The following is a 16,034-nucleotide window of genomic DNA, read 5'->3' on the forward strand; positions in this document are numbered from 1 at the left end:
GGCCCCGACCGGCCGTGAACGGCCACGACGACAGGAGGCGACGGGCCTGTGCCTGCTCCGCGAATGAGAACGACACCCCTGCCCGGCATCGGAGTCCAGTACGACTTCACCACGCGCGAGCACCGCCAGCTCTCGGTCATCGCGCACCGCGACGGGACCCGGACGGTGAACGTCTACCGGGCCGACGACCCCGACGCGTGCGCCCAGTCCCTCCACCTCACCGAGGGGGAGACGGCCTCCCTGATCGACGCGCTGATGCCGGCGCACCACAGCCCCAACGTCCTGCACACCACCGATCTGGGGCTCGTCGCCGAGCGGATCGAACTGTCGGGCCACTCGTACTGGAACGGCCGGGTCCTCGGCGACACGCGGATGCGCACCGAGGCGGGCGCCTCCGTCGTCGCCGTACTGCGCCGCTCCGGAGCGATCCCGTCCCCGACGCCGGACTTCCGGCTCGCGGGCGGCGACACGCTCATCGTGATCGGCACCCGTGAGGGCGTCGACGCCGCCGCCGCGATTCTCGGCCGGGAGTGAGGGACGCGTGCACTCCGCTGTTTTCCTGATCGAGTTCGGCGCCATCATCCTCGGCCTCGGTCTGCTCGGCCGGCTCGCGGGCCGGTTCAGCTTCTCCCCGATCCCGCTCTACCTCCTCGCGGGGCTCGCCTTCGGCAAGGGCGGCCTCCTGCCGTTCGGCGCGAGCGAGGAGTTCGTCGCCATCGGCGCCGAGATCGGGGTCATCCTCCTGCTCCTGATGCTCGGCCTCGAGTACACCGCGAGCGACCTCGTCTCCAACCTCAAGACCCAGTACCCGGCCGGACTCGTCGACTTCGCCCTCAACGCCCTGCCCGGCGCGGCCGCCGCGCTGCTGCTCGGCTGGGGGCCCGTGGCCGCCGTCGTCCTGGCGGGCGTCACCTGGGTCTCCTCGTCCGGAGTCATCGCCAAGGTCCTCGGCGACCTCGGACGCCTGGGCAACCGCGAGACGCCGGTGATCCTCAGCATCCTGGTCCTCGAAGACCTGGCGATGGCCGTCTACCTGCCGATCATCACGGCCCTGCTCGCCGGCGTCGGCTTCGCCGCCGGCAGCGCGACGCTCGCGATCGCGCTGGGCGTGGCCGGGCTCGTGCTCTTCGTCGCCCTCCGGTACGGGCGGCTGATCTCCCGTTTCGTCTCCAGCGACGACCCGGAGAAGCTGCTCCTCGTCGTCCTCGGCCTGACCCTGCTGGTCGCCGGTGTCGCCCAGCAGCTCCAGGTCTCCGCCGCCGTGGGCGCGTTCCTCGTCGGCATCGCCCTCTCCGGCGAGGTCGCGGAGGGCGCCCACATCCTGCTGAGCCCGCTGCGGGACCTGTTCGCCGCGGTCTTCTTCGTCTTCTTCGGCCTGCACACCGACCCCTCCAGCATCCCGCCGGTGATCCTCCCGGCGCTCGCCCTGGCGGTCGTCACCGCATTGACCAAGATCGCCACCGGGTACTGGGCCGCGCGCCGGGCCGGGATCGGGGTCAAGGGCCGCTGGCGGGCGGGCGGCACGCTGGTCGCGCGCGGCGAGTTCTCCATCGTCATCGCCGGACTGGCCGTCAGCGCCGGGGTGCAGCCGGAGCTGGGGCCCTTCGCCACCGCCTACGTCCTGGTCCTCGTCGTGATCGGGCCGCTCACCGCCCGCTTCACCGAACCGGTCGCCGCGTACGCCACCCGCCGCCGGGGTGCGCCGACACCCCCGGCGGCGGGGGACGGGACCGTGCTTCCGGGCGCGGAGCCCGCGACCGGGAACACCGCCGGACCCGTGGGGGCGGACGGCGACGGCGCGGACGTGGTGGAGGGGCGCGACGCGGCCGGCCGCGTCTGACCCGGGCCCGCGCCTCCCTCCGCGGGCGGGGGAGGAGACGCCGGAAGGGGGCGCGTCCGACGGACGCGCCCCCTTCCGGCGTTCCGTTCCCCGGCCGGTCCGGTCCGGCCGGTCCGGTCCGGTCCGGTCGGTCCGAGCGATGCGGCCCGCTCGCCGACCCGGCCGGTTCAGCCGGTTATCTCGACGCTTTCGCCCTGCGGACCGTGCGCGGCGGGAGAGCCGTGCGCGTCCTGGGCGTCCCGGGACTCCCGCGCCTCCGGGGTCTTGCGCGCCGCGTCCTGCTTGCGGGTGACGCCCTGCAGGAGGGAGGCGAGGTCGACCCCGGTGGTGGCGGAGAGGAGTTCCATGCCCTGGGCGACGTTGTCGGTGACGGTGCGGGACAACTGGCTCGCCCCGTCGGTGGAGATGACGGTCATCCTGTCGATGGCCGACAGCGGTTCGGACGCCTTGGCGACGACCTGCGGCAGGACCTCCACGAGCATCTGCAGGACGGCCGCGTCGCCGTACTGGGCGAAGGCGTCGGCCTTCTTGCGCATCGCCTCGGCCTCGGCGGCGCCCCGGGCGGCGATGGCGGCGGCCTCGGCCTCGCCCTCGATGCGCACGGCGTCGGCGAGCGCCGCGCGGTGCGCCTTCTCGCCCTCACCGGTGAGGCGGGAGCGCTGGGCGTCGGCCTCGGCCTGCTTGACCAGGGCGATCCGGCGGGCCTCGGCCTCCTGCTCGGCCTGGTAGCGGGCGGCGTCGGCGGGCTTGCGGACCTGGGTGTCGAGCTGACGGTCGGTCAGCGCCGCCTGCCGTTCGGCGACCTTCTCCTGCTCGCCGAGGATGTCCTGCTGGCGGGCGGCCTCGGCGAGCGGACCGGCGGCGTTGGCCTGGGCGGCGGCCTCGTCGGTCTGGGCCTTGATCTCGGCCTGCTTCAGGTAGAGGGTCCGCTGCGCGATCGCGATCTCCTCCTCCGCCTTGAGCCGGGCCTGTTCGGCGGCGCGGCGGGCGACGGCCTCCGCGATGTCCGCCTCCTGCTTGGCGCGGGCGGCCTCCGGGCGGCCCAGGTCCTCCAGGTAGGAGCCCTCGGTGGTGATGTCCTGGATCTGGAAGGCGTCCAGGACCAGGCCCTGCCCGGACAGGCTGGCCTCGGCCTCCTCGGCGACCTGGCCGGCGAACGCGGCACGGTCGCGGATGATGTCCTCCACCGACATGCGGCCCACGATGGAGCGCAGCGCGCCGGACAGCACCTCCTGCGTGAAGCCGACGATGCCGTTCTGCTGCATCAGGAACCGCTGTGCGGCGGCCCGGATGGAGTCCTCGGTGCCGCCGACCTTGACGATCGCCACGCCCTCCAGGTTGGCCTTCACCCCGCGCAGGGTGACCGCGCCGCGCACGGCGACCGGGATGTGGCGGCTGGAGAGGTCGAGGGTGAACTTCTGCTGCACGAACGGGACGACGAACACGCCGCCGCCGACCACGACCTTCTGGCCGCTGTTGTCGGTGAAGACGCGCCCGGTGGCGGGGTCGGTGGCCTGCTTGCCGCGCCGGCCCGTGATGATGAACGCCTCGCTGGGACCGGCCACCTTGTACCGCGTGACGACGACGAGACCGAGCAGGACGATCAGGACGACGATCCCCAGGACCGCTGTCAGTACAGGACTCATGCGGAATCCCCCTTGCTTGTTGCCGGATGAAGTGGGTCGGAGGGAAAGGGCGGGCGGCGGGTCAGCGCTCGACGGGGCGGACCGAGACCGACGTCGGCGAGAGGACGGACTCCACCCACACCTCGGTGCCCCGCGTCACCGGCACGGCGGCCTTCGCCGCGTACTTCACCGGCTGTCCGCCCAGGTACAGCATGACCTCGCCGTACCCCGTGACGGGGATCGCCGTGACGACCGTGCCCGACGTGCCCGCCAGGTCCTCGCCCCGGGGCGCGGGCGCGCCGCCGTCCCGGAGCAGGGCCCGGCTGAACCTCCAGGTCAGCCAGCCCGTCAGGGTGCCCGCGACGACACCGGCGAGGGTCGCGGCGAGGGGGCCCGCGCCGGCGGCGCCCGTGGCGATCGCCCCCGTGAACCCGAGGGCCGAGACGAACCCGGCGATCACCGGGAGGGAGAGGAACCCGTCCACGCCGATGCCGACGCCCTCCAGGACGCCGTCGAAGACCAGCGAGAAGGCCAGGACGACCAGTCCGGCGATCCCGAATCCGAGAAACCACGTCATGTGCCGTACCCCCCTCGGCCCGCGAACCGGCTCGCGAACCGGTTCGCGCCCCGCGCGGCCGTGGCGCCCGCGCGACCCCGGCGCCCGTGCGCCCGCGTCCTCGTGCCGGACCGTGGAAACCGTTCCCCCGCGTCGTGAAAGGATTCGATTGTCTCACGGCGGACGCCCGGAGGACATGGGGGCCGCCCCCCCGAGGACGTTCTTCGCGGTGCCCGGCCTCCCGCCCTCAGTACGATGGTCAGCCCCCGGCGGTCGGGACCGGTGGGGCACGGCGGAGAAGGAGGACGGCGGCATGGTGGACCGGAGCGAGGACGGGGCGGAGCCCCCGGCCCGCAGGCGCGGGCAGGGCGAGCTGGAGGCCCAGGTGCTCGCCGCGCTCCGCGAGGCGTCCGAACCGGTGCCCGTGGCATGGGTGCGGGAGCGGCTCGGCGGTGGCCTCGCCTACACCACCGTGATCACCATCCTGACCCGCCTGTGCGCGAAGGGCGCCGTCGAACGCGAGCGCGCGGGCCGCTCCTTCCGGTGGACGGCGGTCGCGGACGAGGCGGGGCTCGCCGCCCTGCGGATGCGCAGGGTGCTCGACGCCGAGACGGACCGGCAGGCGGTCCTGGCCAGCTTCGTCACCGCGCTCTCGCCGAACGACGAACGACTTCTCCGTGAACTCCTCTCCCCGGAGGCCGGGGAGGAGGAAGGCTGACCGCCATGGGCGTCTTCGTCTTCCTCCCCCTGGTCCTCCCGCTGACCGCGTGGCCGGTCGCCCGCCTCGCCGAACAGCGGCTCCACCCGCGCACCGCGACGCGCCTGCTCGCCGCCGTCGCCGGGGTCTTCGCCGTGTGCAGCACGCTCTGCCTCGGCCTCCTGATGATCGTGGGCACCGCGCAGTTGCCCGGCAACCCGCTCCCCGACGGCTGGTCGGACCCGGACGTGCGCGCGGCCGTCCCGTACGACGAGATCGCGGGCCGGGCGGCCATCCCCGCGCTGCTCGCCGTGCTGGTCTCCTGCACCGTCGCCGCCCGGCGGCAGCTGCGGGTGCGCCGCCGGGCGGCGGGCGCGCTCGTGGGGCTGCCGTCGACGTCCGTCGCGGTGCTGCCGGACCCCACCCCGTACGCGTACGCGCTGCCCGGCGGGCGCGGGCGGATCGTGGTCAGCACCGGCATGCTCGCCGGGCTCGGGTCCGCCGAGCGGCGGGCGCTCTTCGCCCACGAGCGGGCCCACCTGAACGGGCGTCACCACCGCCATCTGCTGACGGTCCACCTGGCGGCGCGGGCCAATCCGTTCCTGCGCCCGCTGCGCACCGCCGTCGCCTACACCGCCGAGCGCTGGGCGGACGAGGAGGCGGCGGCCGAGGTCGGCAGCCGCCGGACCGTGGCGCGGGCGATCGGCCGGGCCGCGCTCCTCGCCCCGCGCGCCCCCGCGGCCACCCTGCCCGCCCTGGCGGCGGTGGGGCCGGTGCCCCGGCGGGTCGCGGCCCTGATGCGCCCGGCCCCGGCGGGGCGGGCCTGGCCGCCGGTCCGCTCGGCCGCGGGTCTGGCCGCCTGGGGCGCCGCCTTCGGCACGACGGTCTCGGCGCTCTCCTCGGCCAACTCGGCCGTCACGCTGTACCTGGTGCTGCGCGCGGCCACCACGTCGGTGTAGCGGGGCCCCGGGCACCGGCGGCCCCGCTCACGGGGACTACAGGTCGAACTCGTGCGGCGGCAGGTCGAGGGTGAAGCACGCCTCGCGCACCACGGCCTGCTCCGTCTTGTCGAAGTCGCCGTCGGCGCCGCCGATGACGATGCCGATCTGGACGACGGCGCGGGCCTCCGCCGGCTTCTTCTTCGCCTTGGCGATCTCCTGGAGGACGCTGACCTTGCCGAAGTCGAAGTCGGCGGTGAGCTTGTTCAGGTTGTCGTCGAAGCGGCGCTGGAGGTCGAGCGCGTCGAAGTTCTGCAGCACCTCGTTGGTGGCGATGAGCTGGGCGACCCGGCGGCGCTCGGCGGGGTCGATCGTGCCGTCGGCGGCGGCGACCAGCGCGCACATGGCCATGCTCGCGTCCCGGAACGCGCCGCTCTTCAGGTCGTTCTTCTTCGCCACCAGCTGGGTCTGCATCGTCGATGCGGATTCCTTGATGCGGTCCCACAGGGCCATGAGCACTCCAGACGTCGAACTGACTTCTACGGATATGTAGAACGTAGCAGCGTCACCGGAGGTTCCCGGGCCCCGCCGACCGGCCCCGCCGTCCTCCGGGGCCGGGGGGAAACCGTCCGGCGGTCACCCGCCCAGGAGCCGGAGCGAGACCCACAGGGCCGTCGTCGCGGCGGCGAGGGCGGCCGGCACGGTGAGCAGCCCGAGCCGCGTGAACTCCCCGAGGACCGCCGGGCGTCCGTGGTCGTGGGCGATGCGGCGCCAGAGGAGGGTGGCGAGCGAACCCGCGTACGTGAGGTTGGGCCCGATGTTCACGCCGATCAGGACGGCGAGCACCGCGCCCGGCCCGGAGGCGGCGGCGGGCGGGACGAGCGCGAGGGTCGCGGGCAGGTTGTTGATCAGGTTGGCGAGGACGGCGGCGAGCGCGGCGGTGCCGAGCAGGGCCGGGAGGGAGGTGCCCCCGGGGAGGAGGTGGGCGAGGACGGCACCGAGGCCGTTGTCGACCACCGCGCGGACGACGACGCCGAGGGCGAGGACGAACGCGAGGAAGGGCAGCGAGGCCGCACGGACGAGCGCGCGCGGGGTGGTGCGGCGGCGGGCCAGGGCCCGTACGGCCAGGACGGCGGCGCCCGCCGCCGCGGCCCACGCCGGGTCCGTGCCGGTGGCCGAGGCGACGGCGAACCCGGCGAGAGTGGCGGCCACGGTGACCAGGGCGAAGAGCGGCGTCCCGGCGGGCTCCGGCGGCCCGGCGGGGGTGGCCGGGGCGTCGAGGTCGCGGGCGAAGAAGCGGCGGAAGACCGCGTACTCGACCGCGATGGCGGCGAGCCAGGGGAGCAGCATCAGGAGCGCGAACCGGGTGAAGCCCAGGCCGGTGGCGGCCAGGGCCAGCAGGTTGGTCAGGTTCGAGACGGGCAGCAGCAGCGAGGCCGTGTTGGACAGGTGGGCGCTCGCGTAGGAGTGCGGCGCGGGCCGGGCCCCCATCCGGGTCGCCGTCGCGAAGACCACCGGAGTCAGCAGGACGACCGTCGCGTCCAGGCTCAGCACGGCGGTGATCAGCGAGGCGAGGGCGAAGACGGCGCCGAGCAGCCGCCGGGGACGGTGACGGGCCCTGCGGGCCATCCACGCCCCGCAGGCGTGGAAGAGGCCCTCGTCGTCGCAGAGCCGGGCGAGGACGAGGACGGCCGCGAGGAAGCCGATCACCGGACCGAGGCGTTCGGCCTCCTCGCGGGCGGCCTCCGGCGTGACCGCCCCCACGGCGAGGACGACCCCGGCGGCGGGCAGCGCGAAGACCGCCTCGGGCAGCCGGAAGGGACGGACGACGGCGCAGACGAGCACCACGGCCAGGGCGAGCACGGACACGGAGGGGACGAGCATGGTTCCGATCATCCGGGTCGCCGGGGACGGGGCCCGGCCGGGGGTGCCCGGTACGCGCCGTCCCGGCCCCGCGCGAAGGCGGGACGGCCGATCTGGACAGCACTTCGGATCTCCCTATGCTGGCGCCATGCCCTCTGCCGCGCCCAGGCCCGCGAACGCCGCCTCCCCCGTCCCGTCCGTGCCCCCGCCGGCCACCGCCTCCCGGCTGGCCGGCGTCGGCCCGTCGCCGGTACGGGAGATCCTGGCGCTCACGGCGCGGCCCGAGGTGATCTCCTTCGCCGGCGGTCTGCCCGCCCCCGAACTGTTCGACGCCGAGGGGATCCGGGCCGCGTACGACCGGGTCCTGACGGAGAAACCCCGGCACGCGCTCCAGTACTCGACCACCGAGGGCGACCCGGAGCTGCGCGCCGCCGTCGCCGCCCGGCTCACCGCGCGCGGCCTGCCCACGGACGCCGACGACCTGCTCGTCACCACCGGTTCGCAGCAGGCCCTCACCCTCCTCACCACCGCCCTCGTGGAACCGGGTTCCGTGGTCCTGGTCGAGGACCCCTGCTACCTCGCCGCCCTCCAGACCTTCGGCTTCGCCGGCGCCCGGGTCGTCCCCGTCCCCACCGACGACCGGGGCGTCGTCCCGGCCGCCCTCGAAGAGATCGCGGCCCGCGAGAAGCCGGCCCTCCTCTACCTCGTCCCCACCTTCCAGAACCCCACGGGCCGCACCCTGCCCGCCGGCCGCCGCGCCGCCGTCGCCGAGGCCGCGGCCCGCCACGGTTTCTGGATCGTCGAGGACGACCCGTACGGCGAACTGCGGTACGACGGCGAACGCGTCCCCTGGATCGCCGCCGACCCCGCCGCGGCCGACCGCACCGTCCTGCTCGGCTCCTTCTCCAAGGTGATGGCCCCGGGTCTCCGCCTCGGCCACCTCCGCGCCCCCGCCGGGCTGCGCCGTGCCTGCGTCATCGCCAAACAGGCCGCCGACCTGCACACGTCGACCGTCGACCAGGCCGCCGCCGCCCGTTACCTGCGCGACAGCGACCTCGACGCGCACGTCGCGGTGGTGCGGGCGGCCTACCGCGAACGCCGGGACGCGCTGCTCGACGGCCTGCCGGCCGCGCTGCCCGCGGGCAGCCGGTGGAACAGGCCGGAGGGCGGCATGTTCGTCTGGGCGACCCTGCCCGCCGGGTACGACGCCACGGCGCTCCTGAGGACCGCCGTGGGTCACGGGGTGGCGTACGTGCCGGGAGCGCCGTTCTTCTGCGGGGAGCCGGACCCGGGCGCGATGCGGCTGTCGTTCACGACGCACTCGGCCGACGAGATCGGCGAGGGCCTCCGCAGACTCGCCAAGAGCCTCGCCTGACGCGGACCCCGGGCCGGGACCGGGAGCACCGGGGCGGAATGGTCCGTCCGGGTGACCTCGGGCACCTCTGACCCGCCGCCTCGTCATCCCGCCGTGTCGTTGTTGGGCCGAACGGGTGAGGAGCGGGAGGATGGGTCCATGAGTAGGTACGAGAGGTACGACGTCACCGACGAGCAGTGGGAGGGCCTCGCCCAGGTCGTGCCCCTGCGCGGCCGTGACGAATGGCCGTCCAGGGTCGACCACCGCACGGTCCCCGAGCAGTACGATTCCGCCGAGCAGCGCCGCATGGTCGTGCTCCGCGTGCAGGTCTTCGCCGACGCCCGTGAGGTCGCCGAGTACCTCATCGCCCAGATCCCGGTGCTCCTCGATCTGACCGGCGCCGACACCGAGGTCGCCAAGCGCGTCCTCGACTTCAGCAGCGGCGTCGTCTTCGGGCTCGGCAGCGGGATGCACCGCGTCGACCGGAACGTCTTCCTGCTCGCCCCGGCCGGTACGGAGGTCGAGGGCGCGGAGGAGGGCGAGGACGAGGAGGACGTCCTGGGCGGCCGGACCGCGGGCGTCCCCCGTTCGTAGGAAGATCGCGCCGGTGTAACGGTTCGTCGGAGAACGGGCCGCATACGGTCCGGGCATGGATCTCACCGGCGGCCCCGCGCCCGCCCGCACGCCAGAAACCCGCACGTCGGACGCTCGTACGCCGGATGCCCGCACCCCGGGTGCCCGTACGCCGGACGCCCGCACGGGGGACCTCCGGTCCCCGGACACGGCCCTCCCCTCCGGGGGTCTTCCCTCCCTCGACGCCGCTCCCTCCACGGACGCCGTCGCTCCTTCCGTCGCCACCCCTTCCGGGACCGTTCCCCTCCCGGGCCCCGTCTCCGCCGGCCCGCGCGTCCCGGAGGCCCGTACCCCCGCCGCGGCCCCGCCGGGGCCCCGCGTTCCCGTCCCCCGGGCGCGGGGCCCGGTGGCGCCGCGGGACCGGGACGTGCCGGAGGCCCGGCCCGCCCGGCCCGCCGTCACCGAACTCCGGCTCTCGGCGTTCGCCGGCCACCGCTCCGTCACGCACGCGCTCGGTCCCGTGACCCTCTTCGCCGGACCCAGCGGCAGCGGCAAGTCCACCACCCTGAGGGCGTACGAGGCGCTGGCCCGGCTCGGTGCGGGCGACCCGCTCGACGAGGTGTTCCCCGACGCCGCCGACCACGTTCCCGAACGCGCCCGGCCCGACGCCCAGGGCAGGCGAGGCTTCCGCATCGGATGCACCGTCGACGGGCCGCGGGGCCCCGTCCGCCTGGACCTCGCCGTCCAGGCCGAACCCCGGCTCCGCGTCGTCGGCGAACGGCTCACGGCCGGGGGCCGCACCCTGCTCTCCACCGCGCTCCGCGACCCCGGCCGCAACGCCGTCCAGGCCGAGTGGCACACGGCGGGCACCACCCCCGTGACCCGGGCCCCGTTCCCCGACGACCTCCTCGGCACGGCCCTGCTGCCGTTGCGGGTCGCGGGCAAGACCGCCGGACAGCTGGAGGTCCTGGCCGCCGCCGAACAGGTGGTCGTCGGCCTGCGGTCCGCCTTCCCCTGCGACCCCAGGCCCGAGCGGATGCGGGCGCCCGTGCCGCCCGGGGAGGGACGGTTGCGGCGCGACTGCGGCAACCTCGCCGAGGTCCTGCACCGCACCCGCGCGGACTGCCCCCGGCGCCGCCACCGGCTCGCCGCCGTGGCGGGAGCGGGCTGCACGGGAACCGTCACCGGACTCGGCGTGCGGGAGCTCCGGGAGGGCACCGTCCGGGCGGTCCTCGAACGGGGCGGGCGGCCCGCGACCCCGCTCGGACGCCTCGGCGACGGCGAACTGCGGTACCTGGGACTGGCCCTCGCCCTGGTCACGGGCCCCGGCGTCCTGGAGACGGACCGGATCGCGGAGGTGCCCGACGCCATGCAGAGCCTGACCCTGCTCACCGACGGCCTCGACCGGGGACTCGACAGGAGGCAGGTGGGCGAACTGCTCCGCCTCGCCGTGGACATCGCCGGCGACGGACACGTCCGGGTGGCGGGCGCGGTCGGCGACCGGGCGGTGGAGGAGGCGCGCCGGACGCCCGGGGTGACGGTGGTAGACCTGAGCGCGTGACGGACGGCGAGATGACGAACGACGAGATGACGGACGCGGGTACGGAGGCGGACGCGGATACGGAGGCGGACGCGGATACGGGTGCGGAGGCGGCTGCGGGGGAAGTGAGCGGCGAGGTGACGAACGACGAGATGACGAACAGTGAGGTGACGGGGCGCCGGACGACGAGGGGCCGGACGACGAGGGGCCGGGCGTCGGACGGCGGCGCGTCGGACGGCGCGACGGCCAGTGGCGTGGCGGAGCTGCAGCGCAGACTGGTCGAGTTCGCGGCCGCCCGCGACTGGCAGCCCTACCACACGCCCAAGAACCTGGCGGCGGCCCTGAGCGTGGAGGCGGCCGAACTCCTGGAGATCTTCCAGTGGCTGACGCCGGAGCAGGCGGAACGGGTGATGGAGAACCCGGAATCGGCCCACCGGGTCGCCGACGAGGTGGCGGACGTGCTCGCCTACCTCCTCCAGTTCTGCGCCGTGCTCGGGGTCGATCCGCTGGCGGCGCTCGCGGCCAAGATCGACCGCAACGAGGTCCGTTTCCCCGCCCGGCGGCGGGACGGAGGGGGCGAGAGGGGGGCCGCACCCGAAGATCGTCACTCTTCGGAGTGATCGACTTCTCCCCTTCAGGTTCCCTGTCCACAGATTTCCGAATTCCCCTGGTGTTTGGACTCAGTTCGATTCACTCTGGGTAATGACCGAGTGGGTGGCGCACGGTGGGAACGGGGGCGGTGGTGATGGAAGCGGAGCGACTCGTCGCGCTCGGCCGGCACGCACTGGCGGAGAGCGGGACGGCGCAGGACATCGTGGGGGAGGCGTGGCAGGCCCAGGCCCTCGCCCAGGCGATAGGGAGCCGTCTCGCGCTCTGCGGTCCGCAGGAACTGCGGGGCGAGGCGCGGGGGCTGAGCGAGATCGGGGAGTACCCGGCGGTGTGGGGCTCCGGAGGGCCGCGCGCGGCCCGGCTGACCGAAGTCCTCCGTCCCGAGCGGGCGTTGACGGCTCTGGGGGAGCTGCTCGACGACGTGGGGATCGCCCTGGTGGGCGTGGCCTGCGCCACCGACGAGGAGGCGCTCTACTGGCAGTGCATCGAGGCCATCGACGCCGCCGACGAGTCGGGCGACCGGGTGCGCGGCATGCTGCGGCGCCTCGCCGTACGCGACGGAGAGCGGGCCCGCCCGCCCGACCCCGTCCCGGAGCGCGCCGAATCGGCTCGGGAGGCGCCGTGCTGACGACGGCACAGCCGTGGTGGTGGGCGGAGTGGTGGCGGTGGGCCCCGTGGCTCGGGCCCGTTCTGGCGGTGGCCGTGTCGATGACGGTGCCGGCCGGTGGCGCGGCGCCCGGACCGTCACCGGCCGGGACACCGTTGTCCGGCGTCGGCCCCTGTGCCTCCGCCTCCGCCTCCGCCGACAGGGCTGCCCGTGCCGGGAGGAGGAAGACGCGGACCGCCGGCAGGCCGGACGTCCGTCTGACCGGAACGGGGTGGTCCGGGTGGTGGCGGAGAGGTCGGCGTCCATGTGACGGTGCAGGATGGAGGCATGGATCTTCGCATTTTCACCGAGCCCCAGCAGGGGGCGGACTACGACACCCTCCTCACGGTGGCCCGTGCCACCGAGGAACTCGGGTTCGACGCCTTCTTCCGTTCCGACCACTACCTCACCATGGGGTCCGGCGACGGACTGCCCGGTCCGACGGACGCCTGGATCACCCTGGCCGGCCTGGCCCGGGAGACGAAGCGGATCCGCCTCGGCACGCTGATGACGGCGGGCACCTTCCGTCTCCCCGGCGTGCTCGCCATCCAGGTCGCCCAGGTCGACCGGATGTCCGGCGGCCGGATCGAGCTGGGCCTGGGAGCGGGCTGGTTCGAGGAGGAGCACAAGGCGTACGGCATCCCCTTCCCGAAGGAGAAGTTCGGCCGCCTCGAAGAGCAGCTGGCGATCGTCACCGGCCTGTGGGAGACCGAGGTCGGCAAGAGGTTCACCTACGAGGGGGAGTACTACCGGCTCACCGACTCCCCGGCGCTGCCCAAGCCCCTCCAGTCCAGGATCCCGGTGCTGATCGGCGGGCACGGGGCGACCCGCACCCCTCGGCTCGCCGCGCGGTACGCGGACGAGTTCAACATCCCGTTCGCCTCCCTGGAGGACAGCGAGAAGCAGTTCGGCAGGGTGCGGGCCGCCGCCGAGGAGGCCGGACGGCCGGCCGACGACCTGGTGTACTCCAACGCGCTGGTCGTCTGTGTCGGCAAGGACGACGCCGAGGTGGCCCGCCGGGCCGCCGCCATCGGCCGGGAGGTGGACGAGCTGAAGGCGAACGGACTCGCGGGCTCGCCCGCCGAGGTCGTCGACAAGCTCGGACGGTACGCGGCCATCGGCTCCTCCCGGGTCTACCTCCAGGTCCTGGACCTGGACGACCTGGACCACCTGGAGCTGATCTCCGCCCAGGTCCAGTCCCAGCTGGGCTGAGCGGGAGCGATCCGGTGAGACCGGCCCGCACGCTCGCCGACGCCCTCGGGGAGGGAGCGCTCGTCCTCGACGGAGGGCTCTCCCACCAGCTGGAGGCACAGGGCTGCGACCTCTCGGACGCGCTCTGGTCCGCGCGGCTCCTGGCCGACGGACCCGAGCAGATCGAGGCGGCCCACACGGCGTACGTACGGGCCGGGGCCCGGGTGCTCATCACCTCCGGCTACCAGGCCACCTTCGAGGGCTTCGCCCGGCGGGGGCTGGAGCGGGAAGAGGCGGCACGGCTGCTGGCCCGGAGCGTGGAGCTCGCGCGGTCGGCGGCGGAGGGCGCGGAGGAGGAGGTCTGGGTCGCCGCGTCGGTCGGGCCCTACGGCGCGATGCTGGCGGACGGCAGCGAGTACCGGGGGCGGTACGGACTGCCGGTGGAGCGGCTCGCCGCCTTCCACCGGCCCCGGATCGAGGCGTTCGCCGGGGCCGGACCCGACGTCCTGGCCCTGGAGACGGTGCCGGACGCGGACGAGGCGGAGGCCCTGCTGCGGGCTGCCGAGGGGTGCGGGGTGCCCGTGTGGCTGTCGTACACGGTCGAGGGCGGGCGGACCCGGGCCGGACAGGACCTGGCGGACGCCTTCGCGGTCGCCGCGGGGAACGACCAGGTGGTGGCGGTCGGGGTCAACTGCTGCGACCCCGCCGACGCGGGGCCCGCCGTGGAGACGGCCGTCGCCGTGACCGGGAGACCGGCCGTGGTCTACCCCAACAGCGGGGAGCGCTGGGACGCCCGGACGCGGGACTGGCACGGCGGGAGCGCCTTCGACCCGGAACGGGCCGCCGACTGGGTCCGCTCCGGAGCCCGGCTCGTCGGCGGCTGCTGCCGGGTCGGCCCGTCCACGATCACCGCCCTCGCCGGGGCCCTGGCCGCCGACGGCCCCGGCTGAGCCGGCGGCCGGTCCGGCTTCTCGCCGTGCAGGCGTCCTGGGCGGACGGCCGGTCCGGCTTCCCGCCGTGCAGGCGTCCTGGGCGGACGGCCGGTCCGGCTTCCCGCCGCGCAGGTCCTGGGCGGACGCGGCCGTTTCCGGCCTCGTACGTCCTGTGTCCGGGCCTCGTACGTCCTCCGTCCCCACCTCGCGCGTCCTCCGTCCCGGGGCCGCGCTCCGGGGCCGCGCTCCGGGGCGGAGGGAGGCGCGCCGTCGCGGCCGCGCACCGGAGTCCCGGGCTCCCGGCCCCGGGGCGCTCCCGCCGCGCCCCGGCCCCCCTGCCGCGAAACACGCGCCACCGACGTCCCGCTCCGTCAGGATGGACGCATGGGATTCCATGTCGATTCCGAGACCGGGCGGCTGCGCCGCGTCATCCTCCACCGGCCCGATCTGGAGCTGAAGCGGCTCACCCCGACCAACAAGGACGCCCTCCTCTTCGACGACGTGCTCTGGGTGAGACGTGCCCGGCAGGAGCACGACGGCTTCGCCGACGTGCTGCGCGACCGGGGGGTGGAGGTGCACCTCTTCGCGGACCTCCTGAGCGAGTCGCTGGAGGTGCCGGCCGCCCGCGCGCTCGTCCTGGACCGGGTCTTCGACGAGAAGGAGTACGGCCCGCTGGCCACCGACCACCTGCGGGCCGCGTTCGACTCCCTCGACGCCGTCGCGCTCGGCGAGGTGCTCGTCGGCGGGATGACGAAGCGGGAGTTCCTGGCGGCGCACCGGGAACCGACCTCGGTCCGCTTCCACGCCCTCGACCTGGACGACTTCCTCCTCGGCCCGCTCCCCAACCACCTCTTCACCCGGGACACCTCGGCCTGGATCTACGACGGCGTCTCCATCAACGCCATGCGCTGGCCGGCCCGGCAGCGCGAGACGGTGCACTTCGAGGCGATCTACAAGCACCATCCGCTCTTCACCGGCCCCGGGGCGGGTCCCTTCCACCACTGGTCGGAGGGGCAGGCGGACTATCCGTCCACGATCGAGGGCGGGGACGTCCTGGTCATCGGCAACGGCGCCGTGCTCATCGGGATGAGCGAGCGCACCACCCCGCAGGCGGTGGAGATGCTGGCCCGGGGCATGTTCGCGGCGGGCTCGGCACACACGATCGTCGCGCTCGACATGCCGAAGCGGCGCGCGTTCATGCACCTGGACACGGTGATGACGATGGTGGACCGGGACACCTTCACCCAGTACGCGGGGCTCGGCATGCTCCGCTCGTACACGATCGAACCGGGGGACGAGGGACGCCCCCTGCGGGTGACCGACCATCCGCCGGAGCGGATGCACGCCGCCATCGCGGCGGCCCTGGGGCTCCCGGAGATCCGGGTCCTCACCGCGACCCAGGACGTGCACGCGGCCGAGCGCGAGCAGTGGGACGACGGGTGCAACGTGCTGGCCGTGGAGCCGGGGGTGGTGGTCGCGTACGAGCGGAACGTCACCACCAACACGCACCTGCGCAAGCAGGGGATCGAGGTGATCGAGATCCCCGGCAGCGAACTGGGCCGGGGGAGGGGCGGCCCGCGCTGCATGAGCTGTCCGGTGGAGCGGGACGCCGGCTGAGGGGGAGGCGCGCGCGGAGGGACGGGACCCGGAAAGGGGGGCTGTATATAAAT

Annotated in this window: 16 protein-coding genes; 12 read left to right on the forward strand and 4 right to left on the reverse strand. The window is 74.7% G+C overall.

Annotation, left to right across the window (positions count from 1 at the left end; all coding sequences use genetic code 11):
* Positions 1-63: 63 nt before the first annotated feature.
* Together ACZ6AQ_RS07440 and ACZ6AQ_RS07445 are read left to right on the forward strand one after the other, a co-directional pair.
* Positions 64-534 carry a cation:proton antiporter regulatory subunit gene (locus ACZ6AQ_RS07440; RefSeq protein ID WP_388694061.1) on the forward strand — a complete coding sequence of 157 codons (471 nt, stop codon included), beginning with the start codon at positions 64-66 and terminating at the stop codon, positions 532-534.
* Between the two features lie 7 nt (positions 535-541).
* On the forward strand, positions 542-1,840 hold the full coding sequence (locus ACZ6AQ_RS07445) for a cation:proton antiporter (protein ID WP_468758209.1): 1,299 nt from the start codon (positions 542-544) through the stop codon (positions 1,838-1,840).
* Between the two features lie 167 nt (positions 1,841-2,007).
* Here the strand turns inward: ACZ6AQ_RS07445 and ACZ6AQ_RS07450 are convergent, their stop codons facing one another.
* Positions 2,008-3,486, reverse strand: coding sequence for a flotillin family protein (locus ACZ6AQ_RS07450; protein ID WP_468758211.1), 1,479 nt, complete (start codon positions 3,484-3,486; stop codon positions 2,008-2,010).
* A gap of 61 nt (positions 3,487-3,547) precedes the next feature.
* Positions 3,548-4,042: a hypothetical protein gene (locus ACZ6AQ_RS07455; RefSeq protein ID WP_388694054.1), complete on the reverse strand. Its 495-nt coding sequence runs from the start codon at positions 4,040-4,042 to the stop codon at positions 3,548-3,550.
* A 292-nt stretch (positions 4,043-4,334) separates the two neighbouring features.
* Here ACZ6AQ_RS07455 and ACZ6AQ_RS07460 point away from each other — a divergent pair, with 292 nt between their 5' ends.
* Together ACZ6AQ_RS07460 and ACZ6AQ_RS07465 are read left to right on the forward strand one after the other, a co-directional pair.
* Positions 4,335-4,739: a BlaI/MecI/CopY family transcriptional regulator gene (locus ACZ6AQ_RS07460; RefSeq protein ID WP_388694051.1), complete on the forward strand. Its 405-nt coding sequence runs from the start codon at positions 4,335-4,337 to the stop codon at positions 4,737-4,739.
* A gap of 5 nt (positions 4,740-4,744) precedes the next feature.
* A complete protein-coding gene (locus ACZ6AQ_RS07465; RefSeq protein WP_468758213.1) occupies positions 4,745-5,677 on the forward strand; it encodes a M56 family metallopeptidase in 933 nt (310 codons plus the stop codon).
* Between the two features lie 36 nt (positions 5,678-5,713).
* Here ACZ6AQ_RS07465 and ACZ6AQ_RS07470 read toward each other — a convergent pair whose 3' ends face one another.
* Positions 5,714-6,169, reverse strand: a complete 456-nt coding sequence (locus ACZ6AQ_RS07470) for a tellurite resistance TerB family protein (RefSeq protein ID WP_388694047.1) — start codon at positions 6,167-6,169, stop codon at positions 5,714-5,716.
* Positions 6,170-6,292: 123 nt separating this feature from the next.
* Entirely contained in the window at positions 6,293-7,540 is a 1,248-nt protein-coding gene (locus ACZ6AQ_RS07475; protein ID WP_468758215.1) for an SLC13 family permease, read from the reverse strand.
* 127 nt (positions 7,541-7,667) lie between these two features.
* On the opposite strand from ACZ6AQ_RS07475, the gene ACZ6AQ_RS07480 reads away from it, so the two are divergent.
* From ACZ6AQ_RS07480 to ACZ6AQ_RS07515, 8 genes are all read left to right on the forward strand, one after another.
* On the forward strand, positions 7,668-8,894 hold the full coding sequence (locus tag ACZ6AQ_RS07480; RefSeq protein ID WP_468758217.1) for an aminotransferase-like domain-containing protein: 1,227 nt from the start codon (positions 7,668-7,670) through the stop codon (positions 8,892-8,894).
* Between the two features lie 138 nt (positions 8,895-9,032).
* On the forward strand, positions 9,033-9,467 hold the full coding sequence (locus ACZ6AQ_RS07485; RefSeq protein WP_468758219.1) for a cell division protein SepF: 435 nt from the start codon (positions 9,033-9,035) through the stop codon (positions 9,465-9,467).
* A 385-nt stretch (positions 9,468-9,852) separates the two neighbouring features.
* Entirely contained in the window at positions 9,853-11,007 is a 1,155-nt protein-coding gene (locus ACZ6AQ_RS07490; RefSeq protein WP_468758220.1) for an AAA family ATPase, read from the forward strand.
* 233 nt (positions 11,008-11,240) lie between these two features.
* Entirely contained in the window at positions 11,241-11,606 is a 366-nt protein-coding gene (locus tag ACZ6AQ_RS07495; protein WP_468758567.1) for a nucleotide pyrophosphohydrolase, read from the forward strand.
* Positions 11,607-11,731: 125 nt separating this feature from the next.
* Entirely contained in the window at positions 11,732-12,223 is a 492-nt protein-coding gene (locus ACZ6AQ_RS07500) for a DUF6099 family protein (RefSeq protein ID WP_468758568.1), read from the forward strand.
* A gap of 306 nt (positions 12,224-12,529) precedes the next feature.
* Complete coding sequence (locus ACZ6AQ_RS07505) at positions 12,530-13,453, forward strand: LLM class F420-dependent oxidoreductase (protein WP_468758222.1); 924 nt, start codon at positions 12,530-12,532, stop codon at positions 13,451-13,453.
* A gap of 14 nt (positions 13,454-13,467) precedes the next feature.
* Positions 13,468-14,382, forward strand: a complete 915-nt coding sequence (mmuM, locus tag ACZ6AQ_RS07510) for a homocysteine S-methyltransferase (protein ID WP_468758223.1) — start codon at positions 13,468-13,470, stop codon at positions 14,380-14,382.
* Positions 14,383-14,748: 366 nt separating this feature from the next.
* The gene (locus tag ACZ6AQ_RS07515; RefSeq protein ID WP_388694030.1) at positions 14,749-15,981 is read left to right on the forward strand and encodes an arginine deiminase; all 1,233 of its coding nucleotides are present in this window, start codon (positions 14,749-14,751) and stop codon (positions 15,979-15,981) included.
* Positions 15,982-16,034 lie beyond the last annotated feature (53 nt).

It is taken from the genome of Streptomyces sp. NPDC041191, from assembly GCF_055591945.1.